The sequence below is a fragment of the Dehalogenimonas sp. W genome, from assembly GCF_037094495.1.
Classification (GTDB): Bacteria; Chloroflexota; Dehalococcoidia; order Dehalococcoidales; family Dehalococcoidaceae; genus Dehalogenimonas; species Dehalogenimonas loeffleri.
In genome coordinates, this window is record NZ_CP146612.1 from 861,193 (window position 1) to 877,886 (window position 16,694).

Sequence of the window (16,694 nt, forward strand, 5' to 3'; positions counted from 1 at the left end):
GTTATTCGGCGTGTCTCCGCACGATAATCTCGGCGGCGGCCAGACTTTCCGGCGTGGTAATCTTGACGTTGGCCGGCGAACCTTTATACAGTTTAACCGGCACCCCCAGCCGTTCCACCAGAATTGAATCATCGGTCACCGTGCCGGAGGCGGCATCGTAAGCCCGACGGATCAGGTCATAGCGGAAAATCTGGGGGGTTTGCGCGTTCCAGAGATGGGACCGGTCCGGAGTCTCCTGAATAAAACTGTTTTCGCCGGCCAGTTTAATGGTGTCGGTGACCGGTACGGCGCACACAGCGGCGCCGGTGGCCTGAACTGCGGTCATGCCGTCTTCTATCTGCTCAACCCGGACCAGCGGACGGGCACCATCGTGGATAATCACCCATTTGATGTCGTCGTCGGCCAGGCGGTCCAGCGCTTGTTGCACCGAATCCTGGCGGCGTTCGCCGCCGGGAATGATATCAGTGACTTTACCCCATTTTTCGGAGTCGCTCAGTGCCTCCCCGGCAGCAAGGTTGTCGGGGCTGAGGACGACGATAATGCGGTCAACGACCTCGGCACACTCAAACGGAAATACGGCACGCGCCAGCACCGGACGGTTGCCCAGGTGGGCGAAGATCTTGTCTACTCCATGCATGCGCTCACTGCTCCCCGCAGCGGCGATAATTGCGGCTACACGTTCTTTGTTATACATGGCGGCATTATAAGGCATGATGGTGGATCAGCGCTAGGTACTAAAGAATTAGTACCCGGAGTATTTTTGGTTTTTCTGGATGGCAGGCTTGGCGGCCGCGGCTGAAAAGTGGTATAAACGGCGTGTTTATGCCGGAAAATACTGCTAATCAGGAACATCCTTCTGCCGGCCATCGCGAGCGGCTGCGGCAACGCTTTGATAAGGGCGGGCTGATCGCGCTGGCTGACTATGAAGCGGTGGAGTTGTTGTTGACGCTGGGCACGCCCCGGCGTGACTGCAAGCCCGCCGCCAAGGCCGCTATTAAGCGTTTTAAAACCTTCCGCGGGGTGCTGGAGGCAACTTCGGAGGAATTGCAGGAGATTAAGGGTATCGGCCCGGCCAACTCCGTTGCTATCCGGCTGGTGGCTGAGGCGGCGCGGGAGTTTTTGAAAGAAAAGGCTAAGGCTCAGGATTGGCCGGAAAGCTGCGTTACGCCGCGCCAGGTGTTTGATTATCTCTATTCCTCAATGTCCGGCCTGAAAAAGGAAGTCTTCAAGGTGCTGTATCTGAATAGTCAGAACCGGATTCTGGATATCGCCGAGATGTCCCGGGGTACGGTCAATGCCTCGGTGGTATGGGTCCGGGAAGTGGTGGAACAGGCATTGCGGCTGGGCGCGGCGGCGATGATCTTCGTTCACAATCACCCCTCCGGCGTCCCTTCACCGAGTCAGCAGGATCGGGACATTACCCGTGACCTGGTGTTCGCCGCCGCGACCATGAATATCCGGTCTCTGGATCATATTATCATCGGGGATAACTGCTACCACAGTCTGGCTTCGGAGGGCCTGCTGGACAAGTACAAGACAGAGTTCCAACAGTTGCGGGAAAACAGCCGGTAAGAGGCGGCCGCAACCAGAAGCTGGCCGGAACTCACTGATTCATCAGGCGCTGTTTAACCGGGTTTTTTCGGTTGTTCCATATCCAGTAGTTGCTGCTTGGCATCCAGCCCGCCGGTGAATCCGGTCAAAGACCCGTCAGCCCCAACGATCCGGTGGCAGGGAATCAGTATCGGCACGGGATTAGCGCCCAGTGCCCGGCCTACCGCGCGCGCCGCGCCGGGTTTGCCGAGCCGCCGGGCCAGTTCGCCGTAGCTGATTGTCTGGCCGTAGGGAATAGTGCAGGCAGCTTGATAGACCTGCTGCTGAAATTCGGTGGCGGCACTCAGGTCAAGTCCCTCCTTGAAGACCACCGGTTCACCGAGGAAAAAGTGCTTCAGGCGGTCGGCCAGACCGGCACCGCCGGCTTCGTGAGTGATGTCCTTTTCCTCAATGCCCAGCGCCGCCAGAGCGGATTGGCGGTTTTTAGCCGGCAATGTCAGCCGCTTGATACCCTGTTCGGTGATTTCAAGACCTGTCCAGCCGACGGCGGTTTCCACGACATCGTATTTTGACGCACTCTTAGTGTTCATGGCTGCCTCTTGTCATTTTGTTCATCCCGGCGCCGCTGCATGGCCGCGGCGAGAAAGATTAGACCTATGCCGGCCAGGATGCTGAAGATGATTTTGAAAAGTTGCGGCATATCCATACTGAGGAAAAAGGCTACCGTATAGACGGCGGTGATGACGGCCAGACCGTAGGTAATATGGTGGGCCTTAACCGGCTGGCCGCGGAACCCCCTGACCGAGAGCCAGACAATGAGGCCGAATGATAGGAGAATAGCGGCGGCGGTAAGCATATCAGTACCCCACTTCTTCAAAGTAACGGGTCAGCGAGGCAAACATGGCCACGGCCAGAATCAGGGTTGCCAGCTTGCCGGCGTCGGACATAAACCGCAGGTATTCCGCCGCCAGAAAACCGACACCGGCTAGTGACAGCAGTATGCCGAAGCCGTATAACACATAGGTGATTCTCATCCCGGTATTATCCTCCCGTAATCACTTTCGGCGGTACCGACAGCCGGCTTACACTGAAAATAACGCGTCGTTCCAGTTCGCCGTGTCTGATAATCAGAGTGTATTCCAGCGGGGTATCACCGTCCGCCGGAGCCAGTGTGGCCGTGGCAAAGGTGAAATTGAATTCCATGACGCCGAAGGCGTCAACCGTGAAATCCACCGCCAGCAACTCTGAAATCACCTGCTGGTTGCGTTCCACGGTGATGGTGAGGTGTTCGGCATAATTTGAGAACCCGCGGTTATCAATGGTATAGGTACCGGTAACCGAGTCGCCGTCGCCGAAGTAGGCGTAATTGAATTCTGATTGCCAGTAATCCGCTTCAAATACCTGATCGTAGCTCTCGCCTGGCCGTAGTTTTAACGTGTCGTATAACCCGAGATAGCCGTCTCCTACCAGTATGGCGATGATGCCCAGGAAGAAGACCAGCGCCAGATACAGGAAACGGTTTTTTGACTTTGTCATATTTAGTTAACCACCTTCTCAGGCCGCTTCGCTGAGGGTGAGGATAAAGCCGCCGTCGCCGCGCCGGCGTAACAGGTTGACCTGGCCTCGTTCGTTGTGGAACAGCATCATGTCGTCCCTTGAGTCACTCAGGGCGGCTACCGCTTCATCCACTGACATCGGTTTGGTGGCGTAGCGTTCAATCTCCACGACCGGACGCGCCTTACCTCCAGTCCCGGCAGCCTCGGGGACTTCCAGACGCTGGGTGTCCCGGCTGAATTCGGCGCCTTTGGTTTTAAAATCTTGAGCCTGGCGTTCAAGGATCGCCACCAGTTGATCTATCACACTGGGCAGACTGGCGGCGCGGCTTTCGGCGTTGATTACCGGGCCGAGGATGTCTAATGCAGCCCGGGCGATAAAGCGGTCTTTGGCGGCCTTGGTGGCCTGTTCGGTTATCTCCAGTTTCAGTTCTCTGGCCTGAGGCAGATGGCGGCCGATTTTGGCAAACTTACGCTCAATCTGCTTCCGGGTGGTTTCGGCCAAGGTCAGGTTCCTGGCGGTAATGATGATGTCCATGCGGGCCTCCTTGAACCTATTTAGATTTCGCGGGCCAGTGTCAGTGCCGTGACTCGGCCGGCTCCGGCGGCTGCCAGTACCCGGGCACAGGCGCTCAGGGTGGCGCCGGAGGTGGCGACGTCGTCAATCAGGAGGACGCTGCGCCCCGTTAATTTACTATTATAGCACTGAAAAGCATCAACTACAGCCCGGCGACGGACATCAACCGAGGCGCTTTCGGCCTGGGGCGGTGTCGGCCGGATCTTTTTGAGGGTATCCACAAAGACGGGGGTATCGGTCAGCCGGTGAATCATCAGTGCCAGCAGTTCCGATTGATTATAGGCGCGTTCCCGCAGCCGGGATTTGTGCAGGGGAACAGGTATCAGGGCGTCGGCCTGAAGGTCGTTATTTTTCAGGTATTCGGCCATAAAGCCGCCCAGCGGTCCCGCCAGGTCACGCAGGTTGTTGTACTTGAACTGATGCACCGCCTTCTTGACGATGCCTTCAAAACGGAAAACAGAGTGGAGTTGCGACAGTTCCGGCGCCAACTCATCACATCCGGAGTGATGATCCAGGCTCTTGCCGCAGCGGGGACAGAACGGGGGTTGTTGGAAAGGCAGATTCGGCTGACAGCGGCGGCAAATATAGGCGCCTTCGCGCCCGCAGCCCAGGCAATACCGGGGAAAGAAAAAATTCAGGAAACGGTCCTGACCTCCGAGCAGCCGGCCCAGCATGGTCAGCGCCGGGCTTCCGGACTAGTAATTGCCGGAATTGCGCTGACGCAGGTTGTTGGCGCCACTGCCGATGGGTTCGTTGATATAAACATCTCCATTGCGGATTTTTAAATTATAACCGCATTCGGGATTTGTGCAAACCCATGCTTTGTAATGGATAGCGGCTCCCTGGTTGCCAAAGTCGGAGAGGGGTACCAGGTCGCCGGTTTTACATACCTGACACCTGGGAAATCTGGTTTCGTCCACTGAGACTACCTCCCAACCGGGTTCTACCCGCTTGTTTCACTGAGATGGTAGTATATCTTATGTACTAATACCTTAGCAAGAATTTCCAGATGAGTCCATTGTGGTGCGGTAATTCGGTTCAAGTACAGGAACCCGGCGGACACAAGATGGCTGCCGGTGTTATAATTTTGACGATAAACGCCAATATGCAGGGGCATATTGGACTCTGGTCGTTATCCGAAGGAGGTGGCTCATGCCCCGCAAGGAATTTGAACTGGAAGGTTTTACGGCGGTTGAAGCGCGCAATGCCATGCAGGTGGAGATCAGCCGGGGTACCGGATACAGTGTGGCGGTTGAAGCCGACGATGAAATCATCAGGGAAATTGAAGTGGCAGTATCCGGCGGTGTGCTGAAGGCTAAATTTCGGACCAGACTGGGACATATCGGACTGCTGTTCAAACAGGTACCGTCGCCTAAACTCAAAATCACCATGCCGGAGCTGGCGGCTATTAAATTTACTGCAGCCACCCGGGGCAAGATAACCGGATTCACTGGCGTGGACAGTTTCACCGCGGAACTGTCCGGTGCCGGCAAGCTGACTGGCGACATGGACTGCCGTCACCTGAAGCTGGTGGGCGGAGCTGCCTCATTCTTTGAGCTAGCCGGTCGGACGGACACTTTGGATCTGTCGCTGATGGCGACCTCACATGCCAGTATGGAACAGTTGAAGGTGACTGATGCCCGGATAACACTGGGAGGGGCGTCCACTGTAACGCTGGATATTTCCGGGCGTTTGGATGCCGAGGTCACCGGGGCGTCCAGTCTCCGTTGGACAGGAACGCCATCGATGGGAGACATCAAGGTTACCGGGGCTTCCAGCCTCAGTCGAAAATGAAGACAGGCTGTTCTAAAGGACGGTCAAAATCTAGCCATTTGCCGGGTATCTGAAAACCCTTAGCGCTTTATAATGCTGGTATGTCCGGCATCGGAGATATAAAAGAGTGGGGTACTGGTACAAGGAGCCTTCAATATGCATAAAAAATTATTGGTCTTGTTATTGATTACCGGGTTGATGGTTTCGGTCACAGGTTGTTTTTCCATAAGTTGTTCCATCGGCAGTATCGTCGGCCGGGGTCCGGTGGAGACTCAAACCTTTGATTTTTCCGGCTTTACCCGGGTACAGGCGGCTACCGCATTTGAAGTGAATATTGTCCGGTCTGATGAATTCAGCGTCAGTGTGACCACTAATGAGAATATTTTTGACTATCTGGCGCTGGAACGCACCGGTGACACTCTTTACGTTCAATTGAAGGCCGGCAGCTATACTCTGGCCTCACTTAAAGCTACCATTACCATGCCGGATCTGTTCAGTGTTGACGTTTCCGGGGCGTCCAGTGCGACCGTGTCCGGCTTTAGTTACAGTCATGCCCTGACCTTAAAAGCCTCCGGCGCCAGCAGTGTTGAGCTGGCGGATATGCAGTCGGGTGAGCTGGAATTGCTGATTTCCGGTGCCTCCAGGATTACAGGGAGCATCAATTCCGGTAATGGTTCGTTCAATATCAGCGGGGTTTCAACTCTGGAAATTTCCGGTTCCGGCGGTAATCTGGTGGTGACCGGTTCGAGCGTTTCCAGCGTTATCCTGCGGGAATTTATCGCCGGCAACATTAGTGTCAGTTATTCCGGGGCGACTTCCGGTTCAGTTAATGCCAACGGCGAACTTGACGTTCTACTATCCGGGGCATCATCACTGCGGTACTTCGGCAACCCGACGCTGGGGGACGTCAATGTCAGCGGTGGTTCGTCCATCAACCAGGGCTGAGGACATAATGATAAATTCTGACTACCAGGCCGCTCTTGATTGGCTGTATGGCTTTGTGGATTTTGAGGTGGTGTCCCGGTCTCGGGACCCGGGCCGTTTTGACTTGCGCCGGGTGGCCTTGTTGCTGGATAAAACCGGTAACCCGCATCTGAATGCCCGGACGGTCCATATCGCCGGCAGCAAGGGCAAGGGCTCCACGGCTGCAATGATATACGCGGTTTTGTGTCGCGCCGGTTATAAAACCGGACTATACACCTCGCCGCATCTGGTGGAGACCACCGAACGTTTTAAGTTCAATGGCACTGATATTACACCGGCTGAGTTTGCCGGTTTGTCGGCACTGTTAGTCTCGCCGGTTGCCGCGATAAACGCTGAAGCCCGTTTTGGCAAACTGACTACTTTTGAAATCATGACCGTGCTGGCCTTCATGTTTTTTGCCGGTAAGGGGGCGGAATGGCAGGTAATTGAAACCGGTTTGGGCGGGCGGCTGGATGCCACCAATGTGGTGTCGCCGGTACTGTCGGTCATCACTCCCGTCAGTCTGGAGCATACTGAGGTGCTGGGTAGCACCCTGACTGAAATAGCCCGTGAAAAGGCTGGCATTATCAAGCCGGGCGTGCCGGTGGTTTGCGCGCCTCAGCAGCCTGAAGCGATGGCGGTCATTACTGCGGTGGCCGCCGACCGCAACGCTTCATTGGTTGAAGTTGACCCCGATGATTTGACGTCTTCAAATTATGCTTCAGGAGGGCAAAACTTTCGGCTGAAGGGCCGGCTGGCCGCTTATGACATTCGTTTGCCGCTATTGGGCTCCTATCAGCGAGTTAACGCCGCAACGGCGGTTACAGCGCTGGAGGTACTGGTGGCGCAAGCGCTGGTTTTGACCGGACGGGATATTGAACAAGGTTTGACGGCGGTGGACTGGCCGGGGCGCTTTCAGGTGGTGGGGCAGCAGCCGTGGCTGATTCTTGACGGAGCCCATTCACCCGCGGCTGCTGAAGAACTGAAACAGTCACTTCAGGCTTTTTTCTCAGAGCGGCCCCGCCCGGCGGTGCTGGTTGTGGGTGTTTCCTCAGATAAGGATATTGACGGTATGGCGGAGATACTGGGCCCGGAATTTGATAATATCGTAATTGTTCGGGCTGACCATCCGCGGGCAATGGAACTGGGCCGGCTGAGAGATGCCTTTGGAAACTGCAATCGGGTGATTTATCAGGCTGATAATGTTGGAGATGCGCTGCAACTTGGCCGGAGTCTGGCCGGAGCCGACGGTCTGGTCTGTGTCACCGGGTCTTTGTTTGTCGTGGGGGCGGCCATGCGGGTGCTGAAGCCGGTTGCTTGAGCTATTGATTCTGCCCCCGATGCTGTCTTTATTTACAGTTCTGACGTTATAAACATCGTTGAGGCATAGTCAACAATTAAGGGGTGAGTGCGTGATGGTGGCTGATGAAGATTAAGCCGGCGGTTTACAGTTTTTTAGCCATGGTCTTAAGCGGTATTCTGGCGATAACCGTTGCTTCGCGGCAATTACGTTTCATAGATGACGAGGGTATCGGCTTGCCACAGGTTTCCGCCGGCTGGCCGCTGGTGTATTTTTTTGGTGCAGTGGCGTTTATGAGCCTGACGCTGGCTTTTTTGCCGCTCAGCCTGCTGCGGTTGGCGGCTAAAGCGTTGTTTTTGGTGCTGTTTGGTTGGGGCGTTTTCGTGGTACTGGGACTGGCACTGCCGGTATATGCGGCAGGTGCCATTGCCGCCGTTGCGGCATTGGCGTGGCTGCGCTGGAGCCGTTTGTGGCTGCATGACTTGCTTTTGGGAATTGCACTGGCCGGTTATGGCGCGGTTTTCGGGATATTATTGTCACCGGTGGCTGCTTTGCTCATTATGGCGTCGCTTTCGGTTTATGACCTGATCTCGGTACGCTCCGGGCATATGATGTGGATGGTGAGCAAGTTAACCGGCGTGGAAGTAGTGCCGGCCTTCGTTTTTCCCGGTAATGCTGCTGATTGGCATCTGGCCGTGGGTGACATCCATCTGGACGATAAAGACACCCGAGATGTTTCATTACTGGGCGGTGGGGACGTAGGTTTTTCGCTGATAATGGTAGTGTCGGTGCTGGCCGCCGGGGGCGTTGCTGCTGCGGTTTTTATGGGCTTATGCCTGCTTTTAGGACTACGATCAGTTTATTGGGTGCAAAAGATATTCTTTAAGGGTGGCCCGACACCGGCCTTGCCGCCGCTGACAGTGGCTGCTACCCTGGGTTGGGGGATATTGGTGCTGCTCTCGGTCATCTAGCGGCCTCAGGCGGCTAGTTCTACCGTGACCGGGGCCCGTTCAAAACTTTCAGTCGCTAGTAACGGCCGGGGGACAAAACCGGCAATCCGCCCCAACCAGCGGTCAGGGATGACCTCCAATCTGGTTCGGTAAAAAGTCGCAATCTCATTGTAGTAGTCCCGGGCTAGCGCCAGGCGTTGCTCCGTCTCGGTCAAGGAGTGCTGCAAGGCCAAAAAAGAGCGATCAGCCTTTAAGTCCGGATACTTTTCCAAAACAGCCAGCAAATTGCGGGACAAACTTTGGGGAGGAGAAACTGCTGCCCCCTGCTGTATCGCTGGTTTCCCGCCGCAGTTCGGTTACCAACTGCTGCAGGCCGCTTTCGTGGCTCCGGTAGGCTTCCACGGCTCGCAGCAGACTGGGTATCAGGTCATGCCGCCGCTTGAGTTCTATCTCTATCTGTGACCAGCCCTGGTTGACTCTTTGGCGCAGGTGGACCAGGCTGTTGTAGGCGTTCCATAGCCATCCGAGCAGTGTCGCCACGGCATACAGGGCGGCACCGCCGACCAACAACTCACCGAGGGATGGGTGGTTGAGACTCTGGGCATTATATAACCAGAGTCCGCCAAGGCTGACGGCTAGGCCGAAGGCCAGCCACAGGCTATACCATAACCGGTAACGGCCGGAATGGTGGTCCTCTGCCTTAGTGGAGATTAAATAGAGAGGCATGTCTTTGCTCCGGGCAATTTCGGCAGCCACTATATCCCGGCGTTCCCTGGCCTGCCCGACTACATAAAGCGGACGGTACAGGGCGATGGCTTCCTCGGTGAAGCGCCGCCGGTGGGTGGAATGACTGATTCCCTGCGTCGGCCCTTTGTCATAATAAAGCGGGTCATTACGGCGGCATTCTTCCTTGAAGACGTTGTCGGCATGAATCTCAGCACCTTCGGGTAATATCCGGATCAGACCGGTGTCATCCTTTAAGAAGATAGGTACCATTTTGGTTTCTTCGGCAACGGTTTTCCAGCCACTCTCGGTTTTGGGGCGGCCTTTGGCGTCAAGACTGGTTCGCCGCCAGTGTTCCTCAACTTTGTAACGAAAATAGACACAGCTGGTGCCGGCAAGGTAACTGGTAAGCGGCGTGTCGCTTTCGGCGGTGCCTTTAATTTCCGCCAGGCCGATAAACACCCCTTTGGTTTTTGAAGTCGGGGTGTCGTTTATCAGACAACGGCGCCGGTAGAAATGGAAGGCCGCCAGCAGGCACCCTGATGCCAGAGCAGCCGTGAATAAAAGGATAAAAAAGGAGGCAGCGGGCTCGCCAGTCATTTGAAGATCAGCTCCGATTCGTTAATTGATTTCTTCAACCATCTCCACAAGGCCCTGGTATTGGCCCGATGGGTCACGTGCGGCCAGATAGCGCACTCTCAATTGCCGGCCGTCAGCCTTTTTCACTATGTGTTCCTCATTATCGCGCGCGCCGGAGCGGAAATCCGCCACCAGGCGGTCAATCGCCGCGTGGCTGTCTGGTTGGTGGCAACCACGGACGTCCCGGCCAAGGCATTCCGGCGGTCGTTTGAAGATACGGCAACGATTGAAGAAGACGATCTTATCGTCGGCATCCATAAAAGTCAGGTCAATCGGTAATGAATCCAACATTGCCTCAATGGCGTAGACGGGTAAATTTTCCAGCATTTTCAGCTCCTGCTACTCTAATATGGTGCCGATTAAACCACGCTGGCCGCGGAGGAACTCTGAAGCGGATACCGCGCGTTTACCTTCCATCTGCAACCGGCAGACCCCTAAAATCCCATCGGCGGTGGCGATACCCCAGGGTGCGGCGGCGGCGGGGGGGAGTTCAACAACGGTACCGGGTGCAACTGCGGTTGGCATGCTTATCGGGACGGTTTCTAACAATTTCAGTTGTTTACCGCCCCAGGTACCGAAGGCTCCCGGCCACGGCTGTAAGGCTCTGGCCTGACGCCAAATAACCACAGCCGACTGCCTCCAGTCAATGCGTCCATCGTCCTTGGTTAGCATGGGGGCGTAAGTGGTGCCCTCGGCTGGCTGAGGTACCTCGGTGATGGTGCCGGACTCAAGCTGGGGCAGGACATCCAGTAAGGCGGCGATACCGACAGTGGCCAGTCTTTCAGTCAGATAGCCGGTGGTATCATGGTCAAAGATCGGAATCATGGCCCGTGAATAGATGCCGCCGGTGTCTATTCCTTTGTCCATTCGCATAATGCTGATACCGCTGAAGTTATCCCCGGCGGCAATGGCCGCAGCGATCGGAGCGGCACCACGATGTCGCGGCAGCAATGAGGCGTGGATGTTCACACAACTCAGGCGCGGAATATCCAACACGGCCTGAGGCAGTATCAGACCGTAAGCGGCTACCACAATGACATCAGGGTTCAGTAATTGAAGCTCGTGCCGCGCTTCTTCACTACGGAGCGAATGCGGTTGTCGGATTTCCAGCTGATGCGACTCGGCCAGCCTTTTAATCGGGGATGAACTCAATGTCCGGCCGCGGCCGGCCGGTGCGTCGGGACGGGTATAAACCGCGGCTATTTGATAACCTTCGGCAATCAACCCGGCCAGAGCCGGAACAGCAAAATCGGGGGTGCCCATAAAAACTATTTTCATAATTGCCAGTACTATATTCCTAGGCGGGATTGTATCACCCTTTATTTATTTTTCACAACAGCTTTACAGCAGTCAGTCCGGGGCAATATAGTGAGTTCTGGAGAGTTTCAGCGAGATATATGGTGTCGCCAGCCATTGGATCGGGCGATATCGGCGCTTGCCCCTGTTATATGCGGACTGGTACTATGAATAAGGTTTTCACGACGGTGTGAGCCGGGCTGAAAAACCAATCCTGAAGACACTGGGCCGGGCATTTTTTTTGCCTGAAGGGTATTACTTCCTCTCAAACCATCTGGAGAAATTACGCTTGCCGACCGAAGAAACAACAATAAGCAATGATGCCGGCCAATTATGGGAGACGGCGCTGGGTGAACTGGAATGTTCGCTGAGCCGCCCTAACTTCCGCACCTGGTATATCGGTACGACCGGTCTGAATTACGATAATGGTCGTTTCGTTATTGGGGTTGCTAATACCTTCGTGGCTGAATATTTGGAGCGCAATCAGCGTTCGTTGATTGAGAAGACGCTGATTAAGCTCACGGGTTGCCCGAATATGGAGTTGACCTTCCAGGTTTTGGGGAATCCCCGCGGTGCCAGATCTTCCGGAAAGGCATCAGCGGTAACCAGAACGGCCACTCGTTGTTTCAATCCGCGGTATGATTTTGATTCTTTTATCGTGGGTAACTCCAATCGTCTTGCCCACGCTGCGGCGCTGTCAGCAGCTCAGCAGCCCGGTCGGAGTTATAATCCATTGTTTATTCACGGCCAAAGTGGATTGGGCAAGACTCATCTGCTTCAGGCAATCGGACAGGTCGCCTCAAACGAGGGGCGTAATGTCCGCTATGTTTCCGGCGAGCAGTTCACTTCGGAATTTGTCTCTGCCCTGAAAGAACGCCGCGCCGATGAGTTCCGGGAACTTTACCGCGGCGTAGATCTGCTGTTGATTGATGATATTCAGTTCATTGCCGGTAAGGCACAAACGGAAGAAAGTTTTTTTCACACCTTCAATGAATTACATAATTCCGGCAAGCAGATAGTCCTGTCAGCTGATTCGCCACCTCGAGCCATCTCCCAACTGGAAGATCGGCTGCGTTCCCGGTTTGAGTGGGGCTTGACCACGGAAATTGCTTCGCCGGATGAAAAAACTCGGCTGGCAATTCTCAAGGCCAGGGCGGAGGAAGCCGGGGAAGAGATTACCCCTGACGTACTGGACTATCTGGCTTCTGAAGTTATCCGCAACATTCGGGAACTTGAGGGTAATTTAAACCGGGTGCTGGCCTATTCCAGATTATTGCGCTCTGCGGTTACACCGGATCTGGCCCGGCGGGCATTAAAGAACATTGCCGGGGAACCGGAGGCGGCTCAAACCGATACTCCGGCACACTTGTTAGATACGGTGGCAGAGTGTTATGAAATAAACACCGAAGCCCTGGTGGGTCGCCGTCGGGATAAGGAAACTGCCAATGCCCGTCAAGTGGCGATGTATGTATTGAAATCACAGAATATCTGGTCGTTGAGCGAGATTGGCCGGATGGTGGGGGATCGTAGTGCGGCTACTGTCAGCCATGCGTGCGACAAGATCACCCGGGAACTGGAATTTAATCCATTACTAAAACGCAAAATCAACGATATTGAAGGCCGTATCAGACGAGAATAGGGCCGGAGAACAAAAAAAAGAGGGGTGAATTTCACCCCTCTTGGTATTTTGGTTTTATGTGTGACTAGGCGGCGTTGAGTTTTTTGGTCAAACGGCTCTTCTTGCGGGCCGCGGTGTTGGCATGGATAATGCCTTTCTTGGCGGCGATATCCAGCGCACTCTGGCTGGCGATAATGGCTGTCTTGGCCTCATCACCACCGGTCACTACCGCTTTTTCAGCTTTGCGAACTGCGGTTTTCAGTGCACTGCGAGCTGCTTTGTTGCGTGCGGTCTGCTTCGCTGAAGTTAAAATACTCTTTTTAGAACTCTTGGTATTGGCCAACGGACGCCTCCTGAAATATTAACCTGATGACAGAACAGGAATTATACACTATCAGGTATCGGGTATGCAACGGCAGGCAGACAATTATAAGTGTTTGTTTGGTATCTTGTCGGCATACCTCTATCCTGATAACATAAGATGATGAATTTTATTGAAAAGCTTACCGGCGCTGCGCGGGCTAATGACAGTTGGTTGTGTGTGGGGTTGGATCCTGAACTAGGCCGGTTGCCTTCCGGCACCAGCACCTTTGAGTTTTGCCGGGCCGTGATTGAGGCGACACAGGATTTGGCGTGTGCGTTTAAGCCCAACGCTGCTTTTTTTGAGGCGCTGGGTTCTGACGGTTGGACTATACTTAAGACAGTGATTGATGCTGTGCCTAAACACATTCCGGTCATTCTGGATGCCAAGAGAGGCGATATCGGTAATACAGCCGTTGCCTATGCCCGCTCAGCTTTTGAGCACCTGGGTGCTGATGCTGTAACCGTCAATCCCTATATGGGTTATGATTCGGTTAAGCCGTTCACGGATTACCCGGACAGGGGGGTGTTTGTGCTTTGCCGGACCTCCAATCCTGGTTCGGCTGATTTTCAATCCCTTGAATTTGATGGAAAGCCTTTATATCAGATAGTGGCGGATAAGGTCGTCAATTGGAATACCTTCGGTAATCTGGGACTGGTGGTCGGAGCGACTAAACCGGACGAATTAAGGACCGTCCGAGTGGCACACCCCGAATTGCCATTGCTGATTCCCGGAGTAGGGGCTCAGGGCGGCAGCCTGGAACTGGCGGTTAAGAATGGAGTCAACGCCACCGGAGAATTGGCGATAATTAACAGTTCCCGCCAGATTATCTACGCATCATACGGTGTTGATTTCGCCGCCGCTGCCCGGCAGGCGGCGCTTAATCTAAGAGACCAGATCAACTGGTATCGGAGAAAATAAACGGTTCGGGAAAGTGCTTCTATGACGGAGCGTGAAATTGTTGAATTCCGGCTGAATGATGTTCTCCGAATGCGCAAGCCTCACGCTTGTGGCGGTTACGAGTGGACAGTATATCGGCTGGGGGCGGATATCGGCATTGTTTGCGATTGTTGCCGTCGGCGATTATTGTTACCTCGGACAGATTTGGAAAAACGTCTGAAAACCTTCATTTCCAGAGGGCAGGAAAACCTGGAATGACTGAAATGTATATGAATCACCCAAAACCGACCCTCATCGGGGCCTCTATGTTTTACTGGGGGCAGCGCACTTTCATCATGGGTATCGTCAACGTTACACCGGACTCTTTTTCCGGTGATGGCCTCGCAGATAATATTGAAGCTGCGGTCGCTCAAGCCAAACGTATGGAAGCTGAAGGGGCGGATATTATTGATGTCGGCGGTGAGTCAACCCGGCCCGGAGCCCCGGAAGTCGATGATGAAGAAGAAATAAGGCGGGTAGTTCCGGTTATTGAGCAGCTGAAATCGGAAATTAAAATTCCGATCAGTATTGATACCTGTAAAGCCTCGGTTGCTGAGGCCGCCGTTACGGCCGGAGCTGATTTACTGAACGATGTTTGGGGTTTGAAGCGAGACAGCCGACTGGCTGAGGTGGCGGCTCGCCGCAATCGACCGGTCATTCTCACCGCTTCACAACGTGACGCCTCCGTCAGTGATATTATGCCGGCGGTTGAGGGGCATTTGAAATGGGCGATTGCTCAGGCTGAGGGTCTGGGGGTGGCTTCGGAAAATATCATCGTTGATCCGGGCTTTGGCTTCGGCAAGACAGTTGGTCAGAATCTGGAGATTATCCGGAAACTGGGCGAGTTGAAATCATTGGGCAAGCCAATTTTACTTGGTGTATCTCGGAAATCCACCATCGGGCGGGTGCTGGGTGATGTCCCTGCAGGCGAACGTCTGGAGGGAACACTGACGGCCGATGTGCTGGGTATCGCGCACGGCGCTGACATTATCCGGGTTCATGATGTCAGCGCACACGTCAAGGCTGTCAAGGTCGCCGATGCCATTGTGCGGGGTTGGATTGAAGAAAATGGATAATAATGAACTGAAACTGACATCGGCGGCGACAGCGTATCTGGGGTTGGGTTCCAACCTTGGTGACCGCTTGGCTAACTTGGAACGGGCGGTCGGGCTGTTGAGCCGGCCTTTGAAGATATTACGGATATCCCCGGTGTATGAGACGGAACCGGTGGATGTGCCGGAACAGGGTAAATTCCTCAATTTGGTAGTTGAAGCCCAAACTCATATCGCTCCGGCTGATTTACTGAAACTCATCAAGGGCATGGAGCAGGTGGTTGGCCGAGGTAAAGCTGGTTCCGGCCAGCCGCGAATCATTGATATTGACATCTTGTTATACGGCAATATCCGGGTGAATTCTGAAAATCTGGTTATTCCTCACCCGCGGTTATCCCGCCGGGCTTTCGTTCTGAGGCCGCTCAATGATCTGGTGCCGAAATTAAGACATCCCGGCAACCGGAAGACGATGGCGGAATTGCTTCTGGCTTTAGGTGATATAAAAGGGGTATACATTTATCCCGCGAGTGTGTCGCCGTGAAGTTGGGATTGGCGCTCTCCGGTGGTGCGGCCAGGGGGCTGGCCCACATCGGTGTGATAGAAGTTCTTGAACGTAATAATATTCCGGTTGAAGTGGTCACTGGTACCAGTATGGGGGCTATCATCGGAGCCGCTTACTCCCGTGGTTTATCGGCTGCGGAACTCAAAGCCCAGGCTCTGGACATCGGTTGGCAACAACTGGCACCACTGATTGAATTGAATCCGCTGCAGACCAGCGGTATCTTTGGTGTCAGGCGCGTTAAGCGCAAGTTAAGGAACCTGATTGGAGACCCTGATTTCAGTGATCTGGAAAAGCCTTTTGCCTGCGTGGCGACTGATATCTTTACCGGCGAAGCGGTGACTCTTTCCAGCGGTAAGGTGCTGGACGCAGTTCTCGCCAGCATGGCACTGCCGCTGATCTTTAAAGTGCCGAAGATGGGCCGCCGCTATCTGGTGGATGGGGGTATCACTGATCCATTGCCGGTTGGCGTTTGTCGTAATCTGGGAGCGGAAAAGGTAATTGCGGTCAACGTATTGAAAGATTTGGCCTTGTCGGTATCCAAGCGCAACGGTGTGGCAAGAGTAGAACTAAGACCGCCGAATATTTTTCAGGTGCTATCCCAGGTAATTTACATCGCATCCGGCCACCTGGCGGCTGCAGGGCTGAAGGAGGCGGACGTTGCCATTGAACCGGATATGACAGGTATTCATTTGGCGGACTTCAATCTGGCACGTCAAGCCGTTATTTGCGGTGAAAAGGCGGCTGAGCAAGCCCTGAAAGAAATAAGACAGTTACGGTAGCTAGCACCGAAGTCTGATATTGACTCTATCCGCGGCTGAAAGAAGTAATCAACTGCGT

24 protein-coding genes are annotated in these 16,694 nt (G+C 54.4%); 11 read left to right on the top strand and 13 right to left on the bottom strand.

Features of this window, described 5'->3' with window-relative positions:
• Nucleotide 1: 1 nt before the first annotated feature.
• Nucleotides 2-694 (bottom strand): 2-C-methyl-D-erythritol 4-phosphate cytidylyltransferase, encoded by a 693-nt coding sequence (gene ispD / locus V8247_RS04475; protein WP_338739201.1) that lies wholly within the window; start codon nucleotides 692-694, stop codon nucleotides 2-4.
• A 128-nt stretch (nucleotides 695-822) separates the two neighbouring features.
• Between ispD and radC the strand changes: the two genes are divergently transcribed.
• A complete protein-coding gene (gene radC / locus V8247_RS04480) occupies nucleotides 823-1,572 on the top strand; it encodes a DNA repair protein RadC (RefSeq protein ID WP_338739202.1) in 750 nt (249 codons plus the stop codon).
• Between the two features lie 53 nt (nucleotides 1,573-1,625).
• On the opposite strand, the gene V8247_RS04485 is transcribed toward radC, so the two are convergent.
• From V8247_RS04485 to V8247_RS04515, 7 genes are read right to left on the bottom strand one after another with little or no spacing between them, the layout of a single operon-like run.
• Nucleotides 1,626-2,141 (bottom strand): methylated-DNA--[protein]-cysteine S-methyltransferase, encoded by a 516-nt coding sequence (locus tag V8247_RS04485; protein WP_338739204.1) that lies wholly within the window; start codon nucleotides 2,139-2,141, stop codon nucleotides 1,626-1,628.
• Nucleotides 2,138-2,407 (bottom strand): hypothetical protein, encoded by a 270-nt coding sequence (locus V8247_RS04490; protein ID WP_338739206.1) that lies wholly within the window; start codon nucleotides 2,405-2,407, stop codon nucleotides 2,138-2,140. The genes V8247_RS04485 and V8247_RS04490 overlap by 4 nt, the downstream gene beginning before the upstream one ends.
• 1 nt (nucleotide 2,408) lies before the next feature.
• Entirely contained in the window at nucleotides 2,409-2,585 is a 177-nt protein-coding gene (locus V8247_RS04495; RefSeq protein WP_338739209.1) for a hypothetical protein, read from the bottom strand.
• Between the two features lie 7 nt (nucleotides 2,586-2,592).
• A complete protein-coding gene (locus tag V8247_RS04500; RefSeq protein ID WP_338739211.1) occupies nucleotides 2,593-3,087 on the bottom strand; it encodes a hypothetical protein in 495 nt (164 codons plus the stop codon).
• 18 nt (nucleotides 3,088-3,105) lie between these two features.
• Complete coding sequence (locus V8247_RS04505; RefSeq protein ID WP_338739213.1) at nucleotides 3,106-3,642, bottom strand: HPF/RaiA family ribosome-associated protein; 537 nt, start codon at nucleotides 3,640-3,642, stop codon at nucleotides 3,106-3,108.
• 20 nt (nucleotides 3,643-3,662) lie between these two features.
• The gene (locus V8247_RS04510) at nucleotides 3,663-4,355 is read right to left on the bottom strand and encodes a ComF family protein (protein WP_338739215.1); all 693 of its coding nucleotides are present in this window, start codon (nucleotides 4,353-4,355) and stop codon (nucleotides 3,663-3,665) included.
• A gap of 21 nt (nucleotides 4,356-4,376) precedes the next feature.
• Nucleotides 4,377-4,601: a hypothetical protein gene (locus V8247_RS04515; protein WP_338739217.1), complete on the bottom strand. Its 225-nt coding sequence runs from the start codon at nucleotides 4,599-4,601 to the stop codon at nucleotides 4,377-4,379.
• Between the two features lie 232 nt (nucleotides 4,602-4,833).
• Between V8247_RS04515 and V8247_RS04520 the strand changes: the two genes are divergently transcribed.
• From V8247_RS04520 to V8247_RS04535, 4 genes are all read left to right on the top strand, one after another.
• Entirely contained in the window at nucleotides 4,834-5,475 is a 642-nt protein-coding gene (locus V8247_RS04520; RefSeq protein ID WP_338739218.1) for a GIN domain-containing protein, read from the top strand.
• 135 nt (nucleotides 5,476-5,610) lie between these two features.
• Entirely contained in the window at nucleotides 5,611-6,399 is a 789-nt protein-coding gene (locus tag V8247_RS04525) for a GIN domain-containing protein (RefSeq protein WP_338739219.1), read from the top strand.
• 7 nt (nucleotides 6,400-6,406) lie between these two features.
• Nucleotides 6,407-7,738: a folylpolyglutamate synthase/dihydrofolate synthase family protein gene (locus tag V8247_RS04530; protein ID WP_338739220.1), complete on the top strand. Its 1,332-nt coding sequence runs from the start codon at nucleotides 6,407-6,409 to the stop codon at nucleotides 7,736-7,738.
• Nucleotides 7,739-7,842: 104 nt separating this feature from the next.
• The gene (locus V8247_RS04535; protein WP_338739221.1) at nucleotides 7,843-8,688 is read left to right on the top strand and encodes a presenilin family intramembrane aspartyl protease; all 846 of its coding nucleotides are present in this window, start codon (nucleotides 7,843-7,845) and stop codon (nucleotides 8,686-8,688) included.
• Between the two features lie 5 nt (nucleotides 8,689-8,693).
• Here the strand turns inward: V8247_RS04535 and V8247_RS04540 are convergent, their stop codons facing one another.
• The 4 genes from V8247_RS04540 to fmt are packed head-to-tail and all read right to left on the bottom strand — an operon-like array spanning nucleotide 8,694 to nucleotide 11,307.
• A complete protein-coding gene (locus V8247_RS04540) occupies nucleotides 8,694-8,963 on the bottom strand; it encodes a LemA family protein (protein ID WP_338739222.1) in 270 nt (89 codons plus the stop codon).
• Nucleotides 8,911-9,990: a GIDE domain-containing protein gene (locus V8247_RS04545; RefSeq protein WP_338739223.1), complete on the bottom strand. Its 1,080-nt coding sequence runs from the start codon at nucleotides 9,988-9,990 to the stop codon at nucleotides 8,911-8,913. The genes V8247_RS04540 and V8247_RS04545 overlap by 53 nt, the downstream gene beginning before the upstream one ends.
• 21 nt (nucleotides 9,991-10,011) lie before the next feature.
• Nucleotides 10,012-10,356, bottom strand: a complete 345-nt coding sequence (locus V8247_RS04550) for a PAS domain-containing protein (protein WP_338739224.1) — start codon at nucleotides 10,354-10,356, stop codon at nucleotides 10,012-10,014.
• Nucleotides 10,357-10,368: 12 nt separating this feature from the next.
• The gene (gene fmt / locus V8247_RS04555) at nucleotides 10,369-11,307 is read right to left on the bottom strand and encodes a methionyl-tRNA formyltransferase (RefSeq protein WP_338739225.1); all 939 of its coding nucleotides are present in this window, start codon (nucleotides 11,305-11,307) and stop codon (nucleotides 10,369-10,371) included.
• A gap of 208 nt (nucleotides 11,308-11,515) precedes the next feature.
• On the opposite strand from fmt, the gene dnaA reads away from it, so the two are divergent.
• Nucleotides 11,516-12,964: a chromosomal replication initiator protein DnaA gene (gene dnaA, locus V8247_RS04560; RefSeq protein WP_338739226.1), complete on the top strand. Its 1,449-nt coding sequence runs from the start codon at nucleotides 11,516-11,518 to the stop codon at nucleotides 12,962-12,964.
• Nucleotides 12,965-13,028: 64 nt separating this feature from the next.
• On the opposite strand, the gene rpsT is transcribed toward dnaA, so the two are convergent.
• Nucleotides 13,029-13,286: a 30S ribosomal protein S20 gene (rpsT, locus tag V8247_RS04565; protein WP_338739228.1), complete on the bottom strand. Its 258-nt coding sequence runs from the start codon at nucleotides 13,284-13,286 to the stop codon at nucleotides 13,029-13,031.
• A 141-nt stretch (nucleotides 13,287-13,427) separates the two neighbouring features.
• Here rpsT and pyrF point away from each other — a divergent pair, with 141 nt between their 5' ends.
• From pyrF to V8247_RS04590, 5 genes are read left to right on the top strand one after another with little or no spacing between them, the layout of a single operon-like run.
• Nucleotides 13,428-14,225, top strand: a complete 798-nt coding sequence (pyrF, locus tag V8247_RS04570; protein WP_338739313.1) for an orotidine-5'-phosphate decarboxylase — start codon at nucleotides 13,428-13,430, stop codon at nucleotides 14,223-14,225.
• Between the two features lie 21 nt (nucleotides 14,226-14,246).
• Entirely contained in the window at nucleotides 14,247-14,462 is a 216-nt protein-coding gene (locus tag V8247_RS04575) for a DUF951 domain-containing protein (protein WP_338739230.1), read from the top strand.
• Nucleotides 14,459-15,319, top strand: a complete 861-nt coding sequence (gene folP / locus V8247_RS04580) for a dihydropteroate synthase (RefSeq protein WP_338739232.1) — start codon at nucleotides 14,459-14,461, stop codon at nucleotides 15,317-15,319. The genes V8247_RS04575 and folP overlap by 4 nt, the downstream gene beginning before the upstream one ends.
• A complete protein-coding gene (gene folK, locus V8247_RS04585; RefSeq protein WP_338739234.1) occupies nucleotides 15,312-15,836 on the top strand; it encodes a 2-amino-4-hydroxy-6-hydroxymethyldihydropteridine diphosphokinase in 525 nt (174 codons plus the stop codon). The genes folP and folK overlap by 8 nt, the downstream gene beginning before the upstream one ends.
• Nucleotides 15,833-16,636: a patatin-like phospholipase family protein gene (locus V8247_RS04590; RefSeq protein ID WP_338739236.1), complete on the top strand. Its 804-nt coding sequence runs from the start codon at nucleotides 15,833-15,835 to the stop codon at nucleotides 16,634-16,636. Before folK ends, V8247_RS04590 begins: the two co-directional genes overlap by 4 nt.
• Nucleotides 16,637-16,694 lie beyond the last annotated feature (58 nt).

Coding starts and splice junctions, on each gene's coding strand:
- folK (WP_338739234.1), top strand. CDS start 15,312: ATGGATAATAATGAACTGAAACTGACATCGGCGGCGACAGCGTATCTG.
- V8247_RS04535 (WP_338739221.1), top strand. CDS start 7,843: ATGAAGATTAAGCCGGCGGTTTACAGTTTTTTAGCCATGGTCTTAAGC.
- V8247_RS04490 (WP_338739206.1), bottom strand. CDS start 2,407: ATGCTTACCGCCGCCGCTATTCTCCTATCATTCGGCCTCATTGTCTGG.
- V8247_RS04550 (WP_338739224.1), bottom strand. CDS start 10,356: ATGCTGGAAAATTTACCCGTCTACGCCATTGAGGCAATGTTGGATTCA.
- V8247_RS04575 (WP_338739230.1), top strand. CDS start 14,247: ATGACGGAGCGTGAAATTGTTGAATTCCGGCTGAATGATGTTCTCCGA.
- V8247_RS04545 (WP_338739223.1), bottom strand. CDS start 9,990: ATGACTGGCGAGCCCGCTGCCTCCTTTTTTATCCTTTTATTCACGGCT.
- V8247_RS04520 (WP_338739218.1), top strand. CDS start 4,834: ATGCCCCGCAAGGAATTTGAACTGGAAGGTTTTACGGCGGTTGAAGCG.
- pyrF (WP_338739313.1), top strand. CDS start 13,428: ATGAATTTTATTGAAAAGCTTACCGGCGCTGCGCGGGCTAATGACAGT.
- fmt (WP_338739225.1), bottom strand. CDS start 11,307: ATGAAAATAGTTTTTATGGGCACCCCCGATTTTGCTGTTCCGGCTCTG.
- V8247_RS04505 (WP_338739213.1), bottom strand. CDS start 3,642: ATGGACATCATCATTACCGCCAGGAACCTGACCTTGGCCGAAACCACC.
- radC (WP_338739202.1), top strand. CDS start 823: ATGCCGGAAAATACTGCTAATCAGGAACATCCTTCTGCCGGCCATCGC.
- V8247_RS04495 (WP_338739209.1), bottom strand. CDS start 2,585: ATGAGAATCACCTATGTGTTATACGGCTTCGGCATACTGCTGTCACTA.
- V8247_RS04525 (WP_338739219.1), top strand. CDS start 5,611: ATGCATAAAAAATTATTGGTCTTGTTATTGATTACCGGGTTGATGGTT.
- V8247_RS04510 (WP_338739215.1), bottom strand. CDS start 4,355: ATGCTGGGCCGGCTGCTCGGAGGTCAGGACCGTTTCCTGAATTTTTTC.
- V8247_RS04500 (WP_338739211.1), bottom strand. CDS start 3,087: ATGACAAAGTCAAAAAACCGTTTCCTGTATCTGGCGCTGGTCTTCTTC.
- ispD (WP_338739201.1), bottom strand. CDS start 694: ATGTATAACAAAGAACGTGTAGCCGCAATTATCGCCGCTGCGGGGAGC.
- V8247_RS04485 (WP_338739204.1), bottom strand. CDS start 2,141: ATGAACACTAAGAGTGCGTCAAAATACGATGTCGTGGAAACCGCCGTC.
- folP (WP_338739232.1), top strand. CDS start 14,459: ATGACTGAAATGTATATGAATCACCCAAAACCGACCCTCATCGGGGCC.
- V8247_RS04530 (WP_338739220.1), top strand. CDS start 6,407: ATGATAAATTCTGACTACCAGGCCGCTCTTGATTGGCTGTATGGCTTT.